General features: G+C 47.1%; 18 protein-coding genes and 1 pseudogene. 18 read left to right on the forward strand and 1 reads right to left on the reverse strand.

Annotation, left to right across the window (positions count from 1 at the left end; genetic code table 11):
- Positions 1–69: 69 nt before the first annotated feature.
- The 12 genes from KGF88_RS01050 (at position 70) to KGF88_RS01105 (ending at position 10844) form a co-directional block, all read left to right on the forward strand.
- Positions 70–483, forward strand: a complete 414-nt coding sequence (locus KGF88_RS01050; protein WP_153826328.1) for a cytidine deaminase — start codon at positions 70–72, stop codon at positions 481–483.
- Positions 484–486: 3 nt separating this feature from the next.
- Complete coding sequence (gene deoC, locus KGF88_RS01055; protein WP_153826329.1) at positions 487–1257, forward strand: deoxyribose-phosphate aldolase; 771 nt, start codon at positions 487–489, stop codon at positions 1255–1257.
- Positions 1258–2577 carry a thymidine phosphorylase gene (gene deoA, locus KGF88_RS01060; RefSeq protein WP_153826330.1) on the forward strand — a complete coding sequence of 440 codons (1320 nt, stop codon included), beginning with the start codon at positions 1258–1260 and terminating at the stop codon, positions 2575–2577.
- A 65-nt stretch (positions 2578–2642) separates the two neighbouring features.
- Positions 2643–3845 carry a phosphopentomutase gene (locus KGF88_RS01065; protein ID WP_153826331.1) on the forward strand — a complete coding sequence of 401 codons (1203 nt, stop codon included), beginning with the start codon at positions 2643–2645 and terminating at the stop codon, positions 3843–3845.
- Between the two features lie 7 nt (positions 3846–3852).
- Positions 3853–4560 (forward strand): purine-nucleoside phosphorylase, encoded by a 708-nt coding sequence (gene deoD, locus KGF88_RS01070; RefSeq protein ID WP_110076256.1) that lies wholly within the window; start codon positions 3853–3855, stop codon positions 4558–4560.
- 176 nt (positions 4561–4736) lie between these two features.
- Positions 4737–5132, forward strand: a complete 396-nt coding sequence (locus tag KGF88_RS01075; RefSeq protein ID WP_153826332.1) for a c-type cytochrome — start codon at positions 4737–4739, stop codon at positions 5130–5132.
- Between the two features lie 33 nt (positions 5133–5165).
- Positions 5166–6317: a multicopper oxidase domain-containing protein gene (locus tag KGF88_RS01080; protein WP_153826333.1), complete on the forward strand. Its 1152-nt coding sequence runs from the start codon at positions 5166–5168 to the stop codon at positions 6315–6317.
- Positions 6318–6345: 28 nt separating this feature from the next.
- Positions 6346–7086, forward strand: coding sequence for a formylglycine-generating enzyme family protein (locus KGF88_RS01085; protein ID WP_153826334.1), 741 nt, complete (start codon positions 6346–6348; stop codon positions 7084–7086).
- Between the two features lie 5 nt (positions 7087–7091).
- The gene (locus tag KGF88_RS01090) at positions 7092–7736 is read left to right on the forward strand and encodes an SCO family protein (RefSeq protein WP_110076259.1); all 645 of its coding nucleotides are present in this window, start codon (positions 7092–7094) and stop codon (positions 7734–7736) included.
- Positions 7737–8890: 1154 nt separating this feature from the next.
- Positions 8891–9211, forward strand: a complete 321-nt coding sequence (locus tag KGF88_RS01095; RefSeq protein ID WP_000122829.1) for a helix-turn-helix domain-containing protein — start codon at positions 8891–8893, stop codon at positions 9209–9211.
- Positions 9204–10433, forward strand: a complete 1230-nt coding sequence (locus KGF88_RS01100; RefSeq protein WP_015066533.1) for a type II toxin-antitoxin system HipA family toxin — start codon at positions 9204–9206, stop codon at positions 10431–10433. Before KGF88_RS01095 ends, KGF88_RS01100 begins: the two co-directional genes overlap by 8 nt.
- A 216-nt stretch (positions 10434–10649) precedes the next feature.
- Positions 10650–10844, forward strand: a complete 195-nt coding sequence (locus tag KGF88_RS01105; RefSeq protein WP_000127614.1) for a helix-turn-helix transcriptional regulator — start codon at positions 10650–10652, stop codon at positions 10842–10844.
- Between the two features lie 11 nt (positions 10845–10855).
- Here KGF88_RS01105 and KGF88_RS01110 read toward each other — a convergent pair.
- Positions 10856–11716: pseudogene (locus tag KGF88_RS01110) on the reverse strand (tyrosine-type recombinase/integrase); the annotation flags it as partial.
- A gap of 285 nt (positions 11717–12001) precedes the next feature.
- Here KGF88_RS01110 and traL point away from each other — a divergent pair.
- The 6 genes from traL to traA all read left to right on the forward strand — a co-directional run bounded on the left by traL (position 12002) and on the right by traA (position 16111).
- Positions 12002–12283, forward strand: a complete 282-nt coding sequence (traL, locus tag KGF88_RS01115; RefSeq protein WP_000433891.1) for a type IV conjugative transfer system protein TraL — start codon at positions 12002–12004, stop codon at positions 12281–12283.
- Positions 12280–12906, forward strand: coding sequence for a TraE/TraK family type IV conjugative transfer system protein (locus tag KGF88_RS01120; RefSeq protein ID WP_000667170.1), 627 nt, complete (start codon positions 12280–12282; stop codon positions 12904–12906). Before traL ends, KGF88_RS01120 begins: the two co-directional genes overlap by 4 nt.
- Positions 12890–13786, forward strand: a complete 897-nt coding sequence (locus tag KGF88_RS01125) for a TraK domain-containing protein (protein WP_153826366.1) — start codon at positions 12890–12892, stop codon at positions 13784–13786. Before KGF88_RS01120 ends, KGF88_RS01125 begins: the two co-directional genes overlap by 17 nt.
- Before the next feature lie 2 nt (positions 13787–13788).
- Positions 13789–15078 (forward strand): TraB/VirB10 family protein, encoded by a 1290-nt coding sequence (locus KGF88_RS01130; RefSeq protein WP_020745001.1) that lies wholly within the window; start codon positions 13789–13791, stop codon positions 15076–15078.
- Positions 15079–15152: 74 nt separating this feature from the next.
- Positions 15153–15725 (forward strand): TraV family lipoprotein, encoded by a 573-nt coding sequence (locus KGF88_RS01135; protein ID WP_015066557.1) that lies wholly within the window; start codon positions 15153–15155, stop codon positions 15723–15725.
- Positions 15722–16111, forward strand: a complete 390-nt coding sequence (gene traA / locus KGF88_RS01140; protein ID WP_011788478.1) for a TraA family conjugative transfer protein — start codon at positions 15722–15724, stop codon at positions 16109–16111. Before KGF88_RS01135 ends, traA begins: the two co-directional genes overlap by 4 nt.
- The last annotated feature ends 23 nt before the right edge of the window (positions 16112–16134 follow it).

The following is a 16134-nucleotide window of genomic DNA, read 5'->3' on the forward strand; positions in this document are numbered from 1 at the left end:
GGGCTTGGCTACTTGGATTCAAAGGCCGAAAAGAGTAAGCTTTAAGGCCATAAATAACGAAGAAATACCATGAAAAATACTAGCTCATCATTAGTAGCTATGGCGCAAAGCGCCGCCCAGCAAGCTTATGTGCCTTATAGTAAGTTTAAAGTAGGGGCTGTGTTGAGTTTTGCCAATGGTGCTACAGTAACTGGCTGTAACATTGAGAATGTCTCTTATGGCCTCACCAATTGTGCCGAGCGCACGGCTATTTTTAGTGCTATCGCACAAGGATTTGATCCTCGTCAAATTAGTTCGGTGGTGGTCTTTACACCAAGTGACCAAGTTTATTCGCCTTGTGGCGCCTGTCGTCAAGTGATGACAGAGTTTTTAGCTCCTGACACTAAAGTGATTTCAGCTTGCTATCAGGGCCAACGTGAATGGACTCTAGCTGAATTACTCCCAGACGCATTTCATTTTGATATTAACGAATATCGGGACTAACCCATGATGACAGCACAACAAGCAGCGCAACGTGGCATTGCGCTGATGGATTTAACGACGCTGAACAATAGCGATGATGTGGCAACCATTACTCGGTTGTGTGAGTCGGCTCGCACAGATTTTGGCCATCCTGCGGCTCTGTGTGTGTTTCCAGAATTGGTGGTGTGGACCAAACTAGAACTAGAACGGCTTGGTTTGACGGCAATCAAAGTAGCCACGGTAACCAACTTCCCTGAGGGTCACGCCAACGTTGAGCGTGCTGTTGCTGAAACCGAACGCGCAGTCGCAGTGGGTGCCGATGAGGTTGATGTGGTGTTTCCTTGGCGAGCGTTACAGGCAGGTGATAGTGATTTAGGTTTTGCATTAGTGCAATCGGTAAAACGAGCGTGTGGCGAAGTGCCGCTAAAAGTTATTATAGAAAGTGGTGAGTTGAAAACTCCTGAACTAATCAAACAAGCTAGCGAGATTGCCATTGCAGCTGGGGCTGATTTTATTAAGACCTCGACTGGCAAGGTGCCAGTAAACGCAACTCTAGAAGCAGCTGAAGTGATGCTGACAGCAATAAAAAACAGCGGTCAGCAGGTTGGTTTTAAGGCGGCCGGGGGCGTTCGTAGTGCCGCCGATGTTGCCGCCTATCTTACTCTAGCCGAACAGATCATGGGTGCCGACTGGGTTACCGCTGAGCATTTTCGCTTTGGTGCGAGCAGCTTGTTAGGCAATTTAGTTGGTACGTTAACGGGTGGTTCCAGCCCGGCGGAAATAAAGGGATATTAAATGTTTTTACCACAAGAGGTGATTCGCACCAAACGCGATGGACATGAACTAAGTAAAGAACAAATCGATTACTTTGTGCAAGGCTTAACTGCAGGTGATATTTCTGAAAGCCAAATCGCAGCATTAGCTATGGCTGTCTACTTTCAGGGCATGAGCGCAGATGAGAGCGTTGCTTTGACCCTAGCCATGCGGGATTCTGGAGATGTACTGCAATGGCACGATTTAGAACTAGGCGGCCCCATTTTAGATAAGCATTCTACGGGTGGGGTTGGTGATGTAGTCAGTTTGATGTTAGGGCCGATTATTGCTGCCTGTGGTGGCTATGTACCGATGATCTCAGGACGCGGTTTGGGCCACACCGGTGGTACCTTGGATAAAATGGATGCCATTCCAGGTTACCAAACCATGCCAGACCTGGCGTTATTTCGTCGGGTAGTTAAGGATACCGGTGTTGCTATCATTGGGCAGACTGGCGATTTAGCGCCGGCAGACAAACGTTTTTACGCTACCCGCGATATTACTGCAACAGTTGAATCTATTCCGTTAATCACAGCCTCTATTTTGTCGAAGAAGCTGGCTGCAGGATTAGATGGTTTGGTTTTGGATGTAAAAGTTGGTAACGGAGCCATGATGCCAACTGAAGCTGCCGCACAGGAGCTTGCTGAGAGTTTAGTTCGGGTAGCTAATGGCGCAGGTCTCAATACCTGCGCAATCTTAACGGATATGAATGAGATATTGGCTCACTCAGCCGGTAACTCGATTGAAGTCATTGAAGCTATTCGCTATTTAACCGGTGAATACCGAGCCCCTCGATTGCATGAAGTTACTGTAGCCTTATGTGCGAAAATGCTGCAGTTGGGCCAGCTTGCAACCTCGGCCGAAGAAGCGGTAGCAAAAGTTGAAGCTGTTTTGGCTTCCGGCGAAGCCGCTGAGCGTTTTGCGAAAATGGTACGTGCGTTAGGTGGACCCAATGACTTGCTAACTCAATATCAACAGCATTTGCCGTTAGCAGCTTTTGCTCGTCCGGTGTTAGCTGAGCGCACGGGTGTGGTGCAGGCAATTGATACGCGCGCAGTTGGTATGGCAGTCGTTGCCTTAGGTGGTGGCCGTCGTCGCAGTAGCGACCAGTTAGATTTTAGTGTTGGCTTGGATCAGATTATCGGACTTGGTGCAGCAGTAGACGCACAGCAACCGCTGGCGATGATTTATGCACGCAACGAGGATGACTGGCTGCAAGCGGCACAGCGAATCCGTGCTGCATACAAGATTGGCGATAAAGCTGCAGCAACCCATCCGGTCATTTATAAAACGATTGGTTAGGCTTGTTGTTGCGGGGATGGCAAGCAACTACGCCATAGCCCGTTGATAATGCGAAGGAGAGACCCATGGCACGAGCCATTGTAATAGTTCTAGACTCATTTGGTATTGGTGCCGCCGCAGATGCCGATAAATTTGGTGATGTGGGTGCTGATACCTTTGGCCATATTGCAGAGCACGTGGCATTACAAGGTAAAGGGTTAGCTATTCCGAACCTAATGACATTAGGTTTGGGCGAAGCTTATTATGGAGCCACAGGTGAACAACCAGCTGGTATCTCTCCAGCCGCTGAAATCCTCGGTAAATTTGGGTGGGCGCAAGAGCTTTCATCGGGTAAAGATACCCCATCGGGACATTGGGAAATGGCAGGCGTACCTGTGCTGTTTGATTGGGGATATTTTCTGGACCAGCAAAACTCATTTCCAGCTGAACTACTAGAGCAACTGATTGAGCATGCTGAATTGCCCGGAATACTCGGCAATTGCCATGCTTCAGGTACCACTATCATTCAGAACTTGGGCGCTGAGCACATGCAATCGGGCAAGCCGATTGTCTATACTTCGGCTGATTCTGTGTTGCAAATAGCTGCACACGAGCAAAGCTTTGGCTTACAACGACTCTACCAAGTTTGTGAGCTTGCCCGAGAGTTATTAGAGCCTTATAACATCGGTCGAGTGATCGCTCGCCCCTTTACTGGCTCGGATGCGAGCAATTTTGTGCGTACCGGCAATCGGCGTGATTATGCCGTGCCGCCGCCAGCCCCAACCTTGCTAGATAAACTCTCGCAAGCAGGTGGCGAAGTGATCAGTATTGGCAAAATTGCCGATATTTTTGCTCATCAAGGGATTACGCAAAAATACAAAGCTACCGGAATTGAAGCCCTTATGGCAAAAACTCTGGAAGTAATGACAACAGCACCTGAACAAAGTCTTATTTTTACTAACTTGGTTGATTTTGATAGTGACTTTGGGCACCGCCGTAATCCACAGGGTTATGCTCAAGCATTGGAATTGTTTGATCAATTATTGCCTCAGATCACTGCGCAAATGCAGCCAGACGATATACTCATCTTAACTGCGGACCACGGCTGCGATCCTACATGGCCGGGTTCAGACCATACTCGCGAATACGTCCCTGTGTTAGCATATGGCGCACAGCTCGCTCCCGGTTCAATCGGTCGTCGTGAAACTTTTGCCGATATTGGACAGTCGCTAGCTGAGCTGTTTGGATTAGAGCCAATGGCTTATGGACGCTCGTTTTTAAAGGAATAGTTTAATCATGACAACCCCTCACATCAATGCAGAAGCCGGTGCTTTTGCATCTACCTGTTTATTGCCTGGCGACCCTTTGCGGGCGCAATTTATTGCCGAGAACTTTTTCACTGATGCGAAACAAGTCTGTGATGTGCGCAACATGTTTGGTTACACAGGTACCTACAAAGGGCAAGCTGTATCCGTGATGGGTACAGGTATGGGGATCCCGTCTTGTAGTATTTATGCCACCGAGCTAATCCAGCATTATCAAGTTCAGCGCTTGGTACGGGTAGGAAGCTGCGGTGCTGTATTGCCTGAAGTGCAACTACGCGACATTATTTTGGCCCAAGGCGCAAGTACCGATTCAGCTGTCAATCGTCAACGCTTTGGTGGCTACGATTACGCTGCGCTTGCTGATTTTGAATTGCTGAGTAAGGTAGCCAGCTATGCTCAACAACATGGGCAGAAGGTGCGCGTTGGCAATGTATTTTCTGCTGACTTATTTTACGGCGTGAATGATAACCTGACGGATTTACTAGCCCGCTACGGCATTCTTGGCGTGGAGATGGAGGCGGCTGGGCTCTATAGTGTTGCGGCAGCCCACGGTGCTCAAGCATTAACCGTATTGACCGTTTCAGATCATTTACAAACTCATCAGCAAATGTCATCGCAAGAACGGCAAACGGGCTTTGCGGATATGGTTGAGTTAACTCTTAATAGTCTTTTTAGCTAATGCAAAAACCATTTTTGCATTAGAAATATTAATTAATCATCCTTTTTTACCTCCCTCGATTAAGGTAGCTACCCTACAGTAGGTAGCTACCTGTTACTCCCTCATTTCACTCGAAAAACCGCGTCAATACGGTAACCTATAGTCATCTAATTTAGCACTCCCATTGAGGTGACAACATGAAAAACATGAATAAATTTAAATCAGGTGTACTTGCTAGCGGTTTAGCCGTAGTCGCACTTTTTAGTCAAGCTGCCGCCGCAGATGCTGGCGCTAGCGTTTATCAGAAAAATTGTGCTGCTTGCCATCAAGCCAACGGCACTGGTATGGCAGCAGTATTTCCCCCATTAGCAGGCAACTCAAATATCAAGGACAAAGGTCTCTACATTGCCGAGACTATTGTCAAAGGCAAATCAGGCAAATTGACTGTGAATGGCGCTGATTATAACGGCATGATGCCACCGATGGCTTATCTGAGTGATGCCGACATTGCTGCCGTGGTCAACTTCGTGAATAAGAAGTTTGCTGGTGGCTCAGAAGAAATTAGTGCAGATGCGGTTAAAGGCATTCGTTAATAAATTTACCCTAGAAGGTTTGGAGAAGTCGTTATGAAAAAGCTCGTTTTATCTGCAATTGCTAGTGCCCTTGTTGTTGCTTGTGCTGGTGCACCTCAGTCTGGTTCTGCTGGATTAACTCTAAAACACGACAGCGAATATGTGATTGATGGCAAAATCTACGGTTTGCCTGAAGCAAAAGTTTATCGTGAAGATTACAACGGCCCTGCGGTGGTTGGTGATTACCTGACCATGGCGCCGAATTTGGCCAAGCTTGATTATGAAGGCAATAAAGAGCACGAAGTGCGAATGGATGTATTTTCGCAAAAAGTTGAAGTAGCTCCGGGTGTTAGTTACAACGCATGGACCTTTGGCGGCTCGGTTCCTGGTCCAGTTTTACACGTACGTGAAGGCGACCGTGTGGTTTTCAAAATGAAAAACCGTTCAGACGAAGAGGTTGTCATTACTGAGCCATTAAAAGGCCAAGCACCTTACCTAAGCCAAATTCAAGCGTCAGAATTACAAAAGCATGAGGCCGTTATTGCGCCTATGCCACACTCTATGGATTTTCATAGCGGTACTGTCGCAGCAGAAGATAAGTGGCGTACCATTGCTCCGGGCGAAACTATCGAATTTGAATGGATAGCGAACTATGCCGGTACTTATATGTATCACTGTGGTACTTCAAGCGTACTGATGCACACTGCGATGGGCCAGTACGGTGCGGTTGTGGTATCGCCCAAAGAAGGCTATCCAACTGATGCTGAAGTAGACCAAGAGTACGTGATTGTGCAGTCAGAAATGTATTTGTCACAAATGGGTGATAGCTACATTTACGACCACGGTGCAGCGTTAGCTCGCGACCCAAGCCACGTTGTGTTTAACGGCCACGTGAGCTCGTTAAGCGAAAATCCATTACGTGCTGATGAAGGTGACCGCGTCCGTATTCACTTCTTGAATGCCGGGCCATCTGGAACTTCAAGTTTTCACGTGATTGGCGCTATCTTTGACCAAGTTTGGGTCGAAGGTGATCCACGTAACACTTGGTATGGCATGCAAACTGTCTTGTTAGGTGCCAGCTCTAGCGCAACCATCGAGTTTATTGTGCCAGAAGAAGGGATCTACAAATTGGTAGATCACGAGTTTGCTGATGCTGAGCGCGGTGCTGCCGGTGCCTTAATCGCTGGCCCACGTAAAGCTAAGTAAAGTTTGCTAACCCAAATAAGGTTTGATTATGAAGTATTTAGTAGGTGTTCTAGCCATTGCAGTAAGTGCTCAGGTTCTCGCTGAACCCGTGCTGGTAGAAGGTGGTCAATATGTTCCTGTAGTCGTCCTTGATAAGGAGCTTGAACAACTCACCATGCCTAACTTTATGCTCGATGCAGCACCTGTTACTCATGCTGAATATCAAACCTTTGTGTTGGCCCATCCGAAGTGGCGGCGGGATACCATTCCCGCCATCTTTCACGATGGTCACTACTTAAAAAGTTGGCAAACAGCTGATAGCCATGCTGTTGATGATGCCGACAAAGCAGTAACTCAAGTATCTTGGTTTGCTGCACGAGCTTATTGCAAAGCCCAAGGTGGGCGTTTACCAAGCCTAGAAGAATGGGAATATGCATCGGCACAATATCGGCAGCAACAAGGCTTAACGGATCATGAGTACGCTCGGATGTTGTTCTCATGGCATACCAACCCAACTACTTACGCTCAATTACCGTTAGACCCTGTGGCTGGTAAATTGAATCATATGCATGATCGCGTTAACGAATGGGTAGAAGATTTTCAGTTGTTACTCACTAACGGTGATGACAACGATGTGCTGTCTGGCTCTTGCGGTGACAGTGCCAGATTTATGGCTGACTTTGGCGAAGCCAGTTATGCCACCTTTTTTAGATATCAGTCGCGCAGTAATTATCGAGCGCAAAGTACTACTAGCACCTTAGGTTTTCGCTGTGCTTACGATGTGGAGTAACCCTTATGAACGCCATGATTAAATTATTAGCAGGTATTGGAGTTGCAGGTCTGTTGGCCAGTGGAGCTTTGGCTCAAGACCATAGCCATCATCATAATCACGCTAACCATACTACCCTAGGGGCGGCGGAAGTACGCCAAGATGACTCCATTTATCACCTTGATGCTAACTGGCAAGCCCACACTGGACAGGAGCTGACGTTGGCTCAATTGCAAGGGCAGCCGGTCGTTATTTCGATGATCTATGGTAGCTGTACCACCGCATGTCCGGTGTTAGTAAATGATGCACGACGGGTCTATGAGGCCTTACCAGAAGCGTATCAGCCTTATGTGAAGCTGGTGATGGTGAGCTTTGATGAAGATCGAGATACTCCCGCAGCGCTTGCTGAATATGCGGCCAAATATAATCTTGGGGACGACACTTGGTTGTTCTTACACGGCGAGGATAGTGATATCCGGGCGATGGCAACCATGTTAGGGGTGCGTTATCGTAAGCGTCCCGATGGTGACTTTGACCATAGTAACTTAGTTACTGTGTTAGATACCCAAGGACGCATCGTACAGCGCACTGAAGGACTCAATCGGCCGGTCGATGATGCCGTGAAAGCTCTCATGAAAGTGATTGATGATAACCACTTAATGCATCACTAATTCTTGTATTCTGTTGTTCTAGCGCATGTTGTAGCTGTTTGCGTCACCAATGAGGTGGCGCTTTTTTTGTATTCCCTCTATCGCCCTAGCCATCAAGTTTTACTCCAAATCGCACATAGCGGCAACACAGTACAAAAGCCCACTGAGACTAAATGGCAAGCATTGATTGTTTAAACAAGCAAGATCAGCGAAAATAGCAGCTATTGACGATCAACCCGATGGATTGACCAGTACCAGCACATTACGTGCTTGCAAACTGGTGTACAAATCCGTGTACAAACTAAAAGAATTTATACATGGCAAACCAAGATTTTCTCAATGAAATCAAAAAGCGTCGCACTTTTGCGATCATCTCTCACCCTGATGCCGCCCAGCCTTTCAACGCTTAAAATCACCTTTCATTGCACACCACAATCACATCTCTACGTACTGAATTTAAAGGCTTTTTGTCTTTTTCTCGTTTCTTTGCTTTTCAATGATGTTCAAGCGTAACCTCGGAAAGTGTGTACAAACTTGAGTACAAATTCCGTTTTAGAGGCCTTTGGCGAAAATTCCATGACACAAATCTGGCTGTAGGCCTTGTGGCTACTGGGTTTGACGTAAAAAGTACTACCGTTAAAAAGAGTCTCTTTTTTTGGTAAATGTTTTCTTCTGTACCAAATTACAAAATTTAATGAGGGAGTTTATTATTGGTGTAATTTTTGCTTTAGTGTTTGTTTTTGAAGATGCTTGAAGCGAACCAATACGGTTATTTCTAATTGAGATATCAGACTTACCTTCAAATTTAGTTGCTGTTAACACCATCATTTTGCACTTTATTTTCGACCTGTGTGTACAAAATTTCCTGTAACTGTGTACAAACTTCCTCTTTGTTGCACTTATCTTCTGGCGATTTGACGCGAGTTCTTCTGTAGCCCATGCTGTATAAGGGCTGAGCGACAAAAGTACTTAGGGAGTTTGATGCGTCAGTTCGCGATTATCAGCGAGAGTATCGCTCTTTTGTCGATGACAAAAATCTCCTTCTACTTATATGTAATTATGTATCAGGTCATGGCTTTTGATATGTAATGGCTAATCGAATTTGTGTTATTTGAGTTACTGTGATATGTTTTTGTATATAATTATTCTTAAGTGATGCATTAAGGCGTATCGAAATGAGCTATGTAACAGAGCAGATACTAGAAAGTCTTCGAGAAGCTCGGGTACGAAAGGGGTTTAGCCAGAGAGAGTTAAGTGCTCGTTCGGGTGTGCCTCAAAGCCATATTTCGAAAATCGAGTCTGGCAGTGTTGATTTAAGAATATCCAGTTTGATTGCACTTGCCCGTGTACTAGACCTAGAGCTATTGGTTGCGCCTAAAAAGTCTGTACCTGCCATCAAGTCGATCATTCGAAGTGGCCAAGGTATTAACGGCATCAGCGATGAGGGTGAGCCAATGTCGCCCGCGTATCAGTTAGAGGAAGACGACGATGACTAACCATGTCTCTACGCTCAACGTATTGCTCTATGGTGAACCGATCGCAACGATCACCAACGTGGGTAATGACAGAACACTTTTTGCCTTTATGGATTCGTACATTAATGACGAATCGCGGCCTGTGTTAGGGCTTGGCTTTAAAGATTCGCTCGGTGGCCTGCTGACTAGCTTCAAACCTACCCAAAATAAGTTAACCCCGTTTTTCTCCAACCTTTTACCAGAAGAAACCATGCGTAATTACCTGGCTGAGCGTGCTGGTGTGAACCCAGCACGGGAATTTTTTCTATTGTGGGTACTGGGGCAGGATCTGGCTGGAGCGATCACGGTTGAGCCTGCGGATGGTGAAGCCTTACCACCTAATGTGCATCAAGGTATTGAAGATAAAACGAAAATAGATGCTCCAATGCGTTTTTCATTGGCGGGTGTGCAATTGAAGTTTTCAGCCGTGCAACAGGCTAACGGCGGCTTGACCATTCCAGCAACTGGTAAAGGTGGCTCTTGGATTGTGAAGTTGCCGTCATCTCGATTTGACGCTGTGCCAGAAAATGAATATTCGATGATGGAACTGGCTCGATTGCTTGGGATGGATGTGCCAGAGACTCAGCTACTTTCCATTAACCAGATTGCTAATATCCCAGATGGTATTGGTAAATTTGGTGATGCTTTTAAAAATGCTCAGGCGTTTGTGATCAAGCGCTTTGATCGTGCAGGTGATCAAGCCGTACATATTGAAGATTTTGCGCAAGTGTTTGGCGTCTATCCTCAAGATAAATACAAAAAAGCGAGTATGCGCAATATTGCTCAGGTTATCGGCATCGAAGGTCAAGACGAGGACATCGCAGAATTTACACGCAGATTGGTGTTCAATACGTTAATTGGTAATGCCGATATGCATTTGAAGAATTGGTCTGTGATTTACAAAGACAAGCGCACCGCATCGATTGCGCCTGCTTATGATTTTGTCTCGACTATTCCTTATATCCCCGATGATAGTGCATCGCTGAAGGTGAGCCGTAGCAAGAAATTCAGTGATTTCACGCTGGATGAGCTGTCACACTTAGCGGCTAAAGCCATGTTGCCAGAAAAATTGGTGTTAGATACCGCAAAGCAAACTGTAGCATGCTTCCATGAGGTATGGGCGAAAGAAAAAGCGCATTTACCCCTTACTAAGTCAGTGATTGAAGCCATCGAAACGCACTTACGAAGCATACCGCTACGCTAAATTCCTAGTAGCTAGAGCGTGCATATCTATAAAGATGGTTTAACTTAATGCGATTTTACGGCGCTTTTCGCCGTAAACTGGAAATTTGGTAAACTGCACAATGATACCGGTGTCATGATAAGGCTGATCTTCTGAACAAATCATGCATCTTTCTGACCATCAACAAGTGATGAATCAGGCGATGATAGCTTTACATTGATTTTCAGGAGAATGCAGATGACAGCAGTAGCGCACCAGGTAACCCCTTTTCTAACATCTTACGAAGTGATGGCTCGTTACCACATTAGCTATACGACGCTCTGGCGAAGAATAAAAGATGGCAGCTTGCCGCAACCTCGTATTAACCGAAATACGCGAAATAAGCTGTGGCACATTGAAGACTTGGAAGAGTATGAGAAGAAAGAGGACTGAGCCTCTTTCTTTTACTGTCCGAAACGCCAGTTGAACGGAAAGCCTGTCGGCTCGATGATGGTTTCTAGCTGTTGATACCAAACGTCGTAAGCATGACGCATTTCATCCAGGTACTGATATTGGTTGTAGATAGCATCCAACCCTTTTTTGCTGTGGCCAATCATCAACTCGGCAACTTCTTGCGTCGTGATGGCAGACATTCGCGTTCGCATCGTTCTGCGAAGATCATGCATAGACCAGTGTTCCATCTCAATGCCAAGTGACCTGCGAGCCCAGATTTTCACATTGTTAGGAATAGTGGTATCAAAGCCATTTGTGGCAAGCTTTTCTTGTCCGTTCGCGGGAAACAAGTAAGTTGATTTGCTCATCTGCATCGCCAGTTCAATCAGCTCGATAGCAGGCCTAATCAATGGCCGCATGATCGGCGCTCCAATTTTCTCACCTTGTTTGCGGATCTCTATGGGCACTGTCCACATTGCAGATTGCAAGTCAAAGTGATGCTTTTCAGCTTGAATGAGTTCGCCCTTGCGCCCTCCCAATAAGAGAAGCAGTTTTATGTAGATGCGATTCTTCTCAGTGATTTTTGACTCATGCAAATAGCGCCAAAGTATCCTTATCTCGTTGTCATTTAGCACCCGAGTTCGTTTGCCTTTCTTACCGCCAACCTTTTTTGCTGTGATCCCAGCGGCAGCGTTAATTTCCAAAATTTGTTCATCAATCAGCCAGTCATAAAACTTGTGCAGCACAGACACCAGACGTTCTGTGTTTGAAGGGGACGACTCCGAAACCTCACGAAGACAGTTTCGCAAGGACAATTCATTGATGTCAGTTAATGGGTACTTGCCAAGTCGGGGCAGCAAATATATTTGGGTATACGGATTTAATGGTTGATGGGGCACCTTCACCCCATCAACCATTAAATCCGTATACCCAAATAAATTTGATATGCATGTCGTCCCGTCCGGGTTTGCTAAAGTGGGCAGCTGGTCTCGACACGACCAATATCCTCATCATATCAACCGCATCAAAAAGATCAATTGTTAGTATTGTCTGAGTAGAACCCTCAAAACCTTCAAAAATTCGGCATCTAGCTGACCACCGAACCTGCCAATCCCAAGGCATTCTTCACTTCTCAATTCAAACAACGAGGAGTGACTATGGAACCTGTGAGTATTCCATCCTATATCGATGACCCGCCGCACTTCCTGCTTTGGAGTGCCGATGAGATGGCTCCCATTCTGTTGGGGCTAGTGATCGGCATTTTTACCGGTAATGCCTTGGTTTTATGCCTGTTGGGGTTGGTGACAACCAAGCTCTATCGGCGTTTTCGTGATGGTCGCCCAGATGGTTTTATTCTTCACGCCATCTACTGGGCCGGACTGTTGCCAACCAAAGCCAAGACGATCCCTAACCCATTTATCAGGAGCTATCTGCCGTGAAGTTCGACGTGTTTTTAAAATCATGGCAAGGCACGCAATTAGAGAACCGATGGCAACGGTTTCTGATTGCAGTGCTGGTGCTATCTAACTTGCTGCTTGCGGTTGCGGCATTTTCTCGCAATACCGTAGTGGCCATTCAACCACCAACCTTGTCTGAAACGGCTGAAGTGTCACGAAACCAAGCCACTCAACCTTACCTGGAGTCCTGGGGGCTCTACCTGGCTGAGCTTATGGGCAACGTGACGCCGGGTAATGTGTCCTTTATCCGGGTTGCTATAGAACCACTGCTTTCTCCAGCGGTGTACCAGCAAGTGGTCGATGCACTGGAAATTCAGGCAAGGCAAATCCGAGAAGACCGAGTCACGCTCAAATTCCAACCCAGACAGGTGGAGTATGAGTATGAAACCGGCCATGTCTTTGTGACCGGTTATTCCTTGGTCTCTGGACCATCTGGAGATGAACAGCGCCAAACTCGCACCTATGAGTTTGACATCGATATTGAGCAATACCGTCCAAAGCTCAGTTGGATGGATACGTATGAGGGGCAAGCTAGAACGAAGCGCGTTCGTGAAAAGTTGACCCAAGAGCAAAACCGGAGGGTGAATGATGCGAACCAAAATTAATCGATGGATAACACCAAACTTAATCGCAATGAGCTTGAGTGGCGTCCTGTTATCTCAAGCGTCGTATGCAGACGTGGAATTGCCGATTGTGCCAGCTAGTGTGATGAAGCAGCCCGCTACAGCAAATTCGCCGGTTCAAACCAATACGGTTTCAACGGATGTGCCAACAACGTTACTGATGACACCGGGGGTTAATGAACTGATCCCTGTAGCACTTGGTCATCTGAATCGGATTGTGACGCCGTTTGAATCGCCTCAGGTGAGAACAACCAGTGATGCTCAGACGCAAATCAAGGGGAATGTTGTATATGTGGCCACGGACAAAGAATCACCGGTTTCACTTTACATCACACCGCCTGGTCAGGAAGCGCCCGCATTATCAGTCACCTTAGTACCTCGTCGTATTCCACCGCGTGAAATCACCTTAGCGATTGATGGTCAGCAGTGGCCCATTAAGGGCGTCGTGAACCGAAAAGCCGCCACTTGGGAAACGGCTCAGCCATACGTCGATAGCTTACGTGATTTACTCAGACGCCTTGCACTAAATGAGTTACAACAAGGCTATGACATCCGTTTAGCTGGCCAAACTGACACAAGCCCGAAATGTTTTCAGCCGGGCTTAAAGTTTGGTTTTAAGCAGGGGCAAATTGTGACAGGCCATTATTTCACCGTCTATGTAGGACTGGTTGAAAGCTTTGCCGATGGGCCGATAGAAGCCAGTGAAATAGCCTGTCATGCACCAGATATAGTGGCAAGCGCCTACTGGCCTCGCAATATCTTGTTGCCGGGTGAAAAGACTGAGTTGTATGTGGTTGTTCGCAATCATCGTGAAGAAGCGGTGGAAAGTCAGCGACCTTCGCTTCTTGTGGGAGGTGAATAACGATGAAAGCACAATGGGAACAAATGAGCCCGAACATGAAGCGGGGCCTATCGGTTGCTGGTATTGCTGGTGGTCTCATCCTTATGGTGATGGTGTTTTCACCTAATCCTGACGATGACTCAAGTAGTCGGAACCGACAGGAAACGATCCGGCACATTCTTACGGATACCAATACTCGTGATGTTGGGGTCGATAGTTTGGCTGCGAACGTAAAACTACTCAGTGAGCGCAATGAACAGTTACGTCGTGAAGTTGAGCGCTTGCGTCGTGACGTCGATTCAGGACGGCTAAGCCCAGGTTCGCCTTCTATACCAAGTGAAGTCAATGCGGAGCTGGCCCGCCTTAGAGCGGAACTTGATGATGTTCGCGCTGGAGGTGATGCAGCAGTTGAAGGCACAAATAGCCGCTTTGAAGTACCTTTATCTGCCATGGAATTGCCTGAAGAAGAAAAGCCATTGCCGTCTAACCCAGACGACTATTTTGCCAATGCGCCACTTCCTGATCCGCTCTATCAGCAGCCAGCCAATGGCCAAGGTACACGAGCTCGGGATGTTCCATTGCCGCCAATCACGATTCGTATGATTGAGCCTGAAGTGGTTGCTGAACCAGAGGTTGTTGTGCAAGAAGCGCCGCCTTTGTATTTACCGGCGGGCAGCATCATCTCAGGTACTTTGATCACAGGTTTGGATGCACCTACTCACGAGTCCGCAAGACGCGAACCTTTTCCTGCATTGCTGAGGATTCAAAAGGAAGCCATTTTACCCAACCGATTTAGAGCGGATATCAAAGAGTGTTTCTTGATCGCCGCAGGTTACGGTGATTTGAGCTCTGAGCGTGCTTATTTGCGAGGCGAGACCATTTCATGTGTGAGAGAAGACGGTGGCGTCATTGAAACACGACTGGATTCTTATGCTGTAGGTGAAGACGGCAAAGCCGGCATTCGTGGCCGATTGGTGTCGAAACAAGGCCAGCTGGTGGCCAAGTCGATGATGGCCGGATTCCTTCAGGGCTTGGCTGGCGCATTTGATGTAAATCCTGTTCCGACGATTCAGACGGGTAATGCCGGTGATACTCAGCTGTACCAGCAAGTCATGAGCCAAGAAGCATTACAAGGCGCTGCGATTAAAGGCACAGGTAAAGCATTGGATAGAGTGGCCAAGTTCTATTTGGACATGGCTGAAAATATGTTCCCAGTCATAGAGGTAGACGCTGCAAGGAAAATTGAAGTCATAGTCACTCGTGGTGCCTCGTTGTCGTTGGCCACTTCTCAAGGGGGTGGTGCAAGAAGATGAAAAAATCCTGCATGTTGCTAACCGATCGAAGTCCGTTTCAGACAATAAGATGTGTATCCAGAGGAGAGTTAACCATGACGACATCAATGCAGAACAACCCAAAGCACCAGTCAAAACAGTGGTCTAAAGCTGGATTACTTTTATTGGCAGTCGGCTCAACCTTATTGTCTGGCTGTAGTTCATTGGGTCTTGGGAGTAGTGAATATGGATGCCCAGGTATGCCTGACGGTGTGCGCTGTTTATCTGCTCGTGAAGTCTATGAGCTTACCAGTTATGGCGCTGCACCCAAGACGATTGATGCTGTGGCGACTCGAATTGGTTCTCCCTCTGGGTATTCACAATCTGATTTAGAGACAGGACTGCTGAGCCATCCAGCATTACCCGAGACGCAGCAATCTGCACCTATTCGCATTCCTTCAAGGGTAATGCGGATTTGGATTGCGCCTTGGGAGGATGACCGTGGAGATCTGAATTTATCCAGCTACGTGTTTACCGAAATTGAACCGCGCCGGTGGGATATTGGGGTGTCAGCACCTCGAACGGTTTCGCCAGTGCTACGTCCACTTCAGACTCAAAGCGATTCAGCCTCAGCGGGAGCTGATGGTAAGCGCGATAACTTGAGTATCTACGGAGAAACTAACGAATGACAAATGCAGTTCGCAGCATTCAGACTCAGCGCCTAATGACCATTGGTGCGCTTGGTTTAATGGCGTTAATGATTTCGGAGCCCTCATTTGCAGGCACCGGTGGTGATGCTTTCACCGATGTGTGGGATACCCTAAAAGATTGGACCCAAGGTACTTTGGGACGGATCGTAGCGGGAGCCATGGTTCTGGTGGGTATTGTGGGCGGTATCGCTCGCCAAAGCTTGATGGCCTTTGCCTTGGGCATTGGTGGCGGTATGGGTCTCTACAACACACCAACAGTCGTTGAAAGTGTCATGTCTGCAACTTTACCTGTTGTTGCTAGCACTCAAGAAGTCATTGGCACAACAATTCCAGCAATCAGCGCCGTTTTACTGGGCACCTTATAACAATAAAAAACGCCCAAGCGGCC

Origin of the sequence: Idiomarina loihiensis, from assembly GCF_024584785.1 — a bacterium.
GTDB lineage: Bacteria > Pseudomonadota > Gammaproteobacteria > Enterobacterales > Alteromonadaceae > Pseudidiomarina > Pseudidiomarina fusca.

Excerpts from the sequence above, each read along its gene's own strand:
- KGF88_RS01050 (WP_153826328.1), top strand. The coding sequence starts at position 70 with ATGAAAAATACTAGCTCATCATTAGTAGCTATGGCGCAAAGCGCCGCC.
- deoC (WP_153826329.1), top strand. The coding sequence starts at position 487 with ATGATGACAGCACAACAAGCAGCGCAACGTGGCATTGCGCTGATGGAT.
- deoA (WP_153826330.1), top strand. The coding sequence starts at position 1,258 with ATGTTTTTACCACAAGAGGTGATTCGCACCAAACGCGATGGACATGAA.
- KGF88_RS01065 (WP_153826331.1), top strand. The coding sequence starts at position 2,643 with ATGGCACGAGCCATTGTAATAGTTCTAGACTCATTTGGTATTGGTGCC.
- deoD (WP_110076256.1), top strand. The coding sequence starts at position 3,853 with ATGACAACCCCTCACATCAATGCAGAAGCCGGTGCTTTTGCATCTACC.
- KGF88_RS01075 (WP_153826332.1), top strand. The coding sequence starts at position 4,737 with ATGAAAAACATGAATAAATTTAAATCAGGTGTACTTGCTAGCGGTTTA.
- KGF88_RS01080 (WP_153826333.1), top strand. The coding sequence starts at position 5,166 with ATGAAAAAGCTCGTTTTATCTGCAATTGCTAGTGCCCTTGTTGTTGCT.
- KGF88_RS01085 (WP_153826334.1), top strand. The coding sequence starts at position 6,346 with ATGAAGTATTTAGTAGGTGTTCTAGCCATTGCAGTAAGTGCTCAGGTT.
- KGF88_RS01090 (WP_110076259.1), top strand. The coding sequence starts at position 7,092 with ATGAACGCCATGATTAAATTATTAGCAGGTATTGGAGTTGCAGGTCTG.
- KGF88_RS01095 (WP_000122829.1), top strand. The coding sequence starts at position 8,891 with ATGAGCTATGTAACAGAGCAGATACTAGAAAGTCTTCGAGAAGCTCGG.
- KGF88_RS01100 (WP_015066533.1), top strand. The coding sequence starts at position 9,204 with ATGACTAACCATGTCTCTACGCTCAACGTATTGCTCTATGGTGAACCG.
- KGF88_RS01105 (WP_000127614.1), top strand. The coding sequence starts at position 10,650 with ATGACAGCAGTAGCGCACCAGGTAACCCCTTTTCTAACATCTTACGAA.
- traL (WP_000433891.1), top strand. The coding sequence starts at position 12,002 with ATGGAACCTGTGAGTATTCCATCCTATATCGATGACCCGCCGCACTTC.
- KGF88_RS01125 (WP_153826366.1), top strand. The coding sequence starts at position 12,890 with ATGCGAACCAAAATTAATCGATGGATAACACCAAACTTAATCGCAATG.
- KGF88_RS01130 (WP_020745001.1), top strand. The coding sequence starts at position 13,789 with ATGAAAGCACAATGGGAACAAATGAGCCCGAACATGAAGCGGGGCCTA.
- KGF88_RS01135 (WP_015066557.1), top strand. The coding sequence starts at position 15,153 with ATGACGACATCAATGCAGAACAACCCAAAGCACCAGTCAAAACAGTGG.
- traA (WP_011788478.1), top strand. The coding sequence starts at position 15,722 with ATGACAAATGCAGTTCGCAGCATTCAGACTCAGCGCCTAATGACCATT.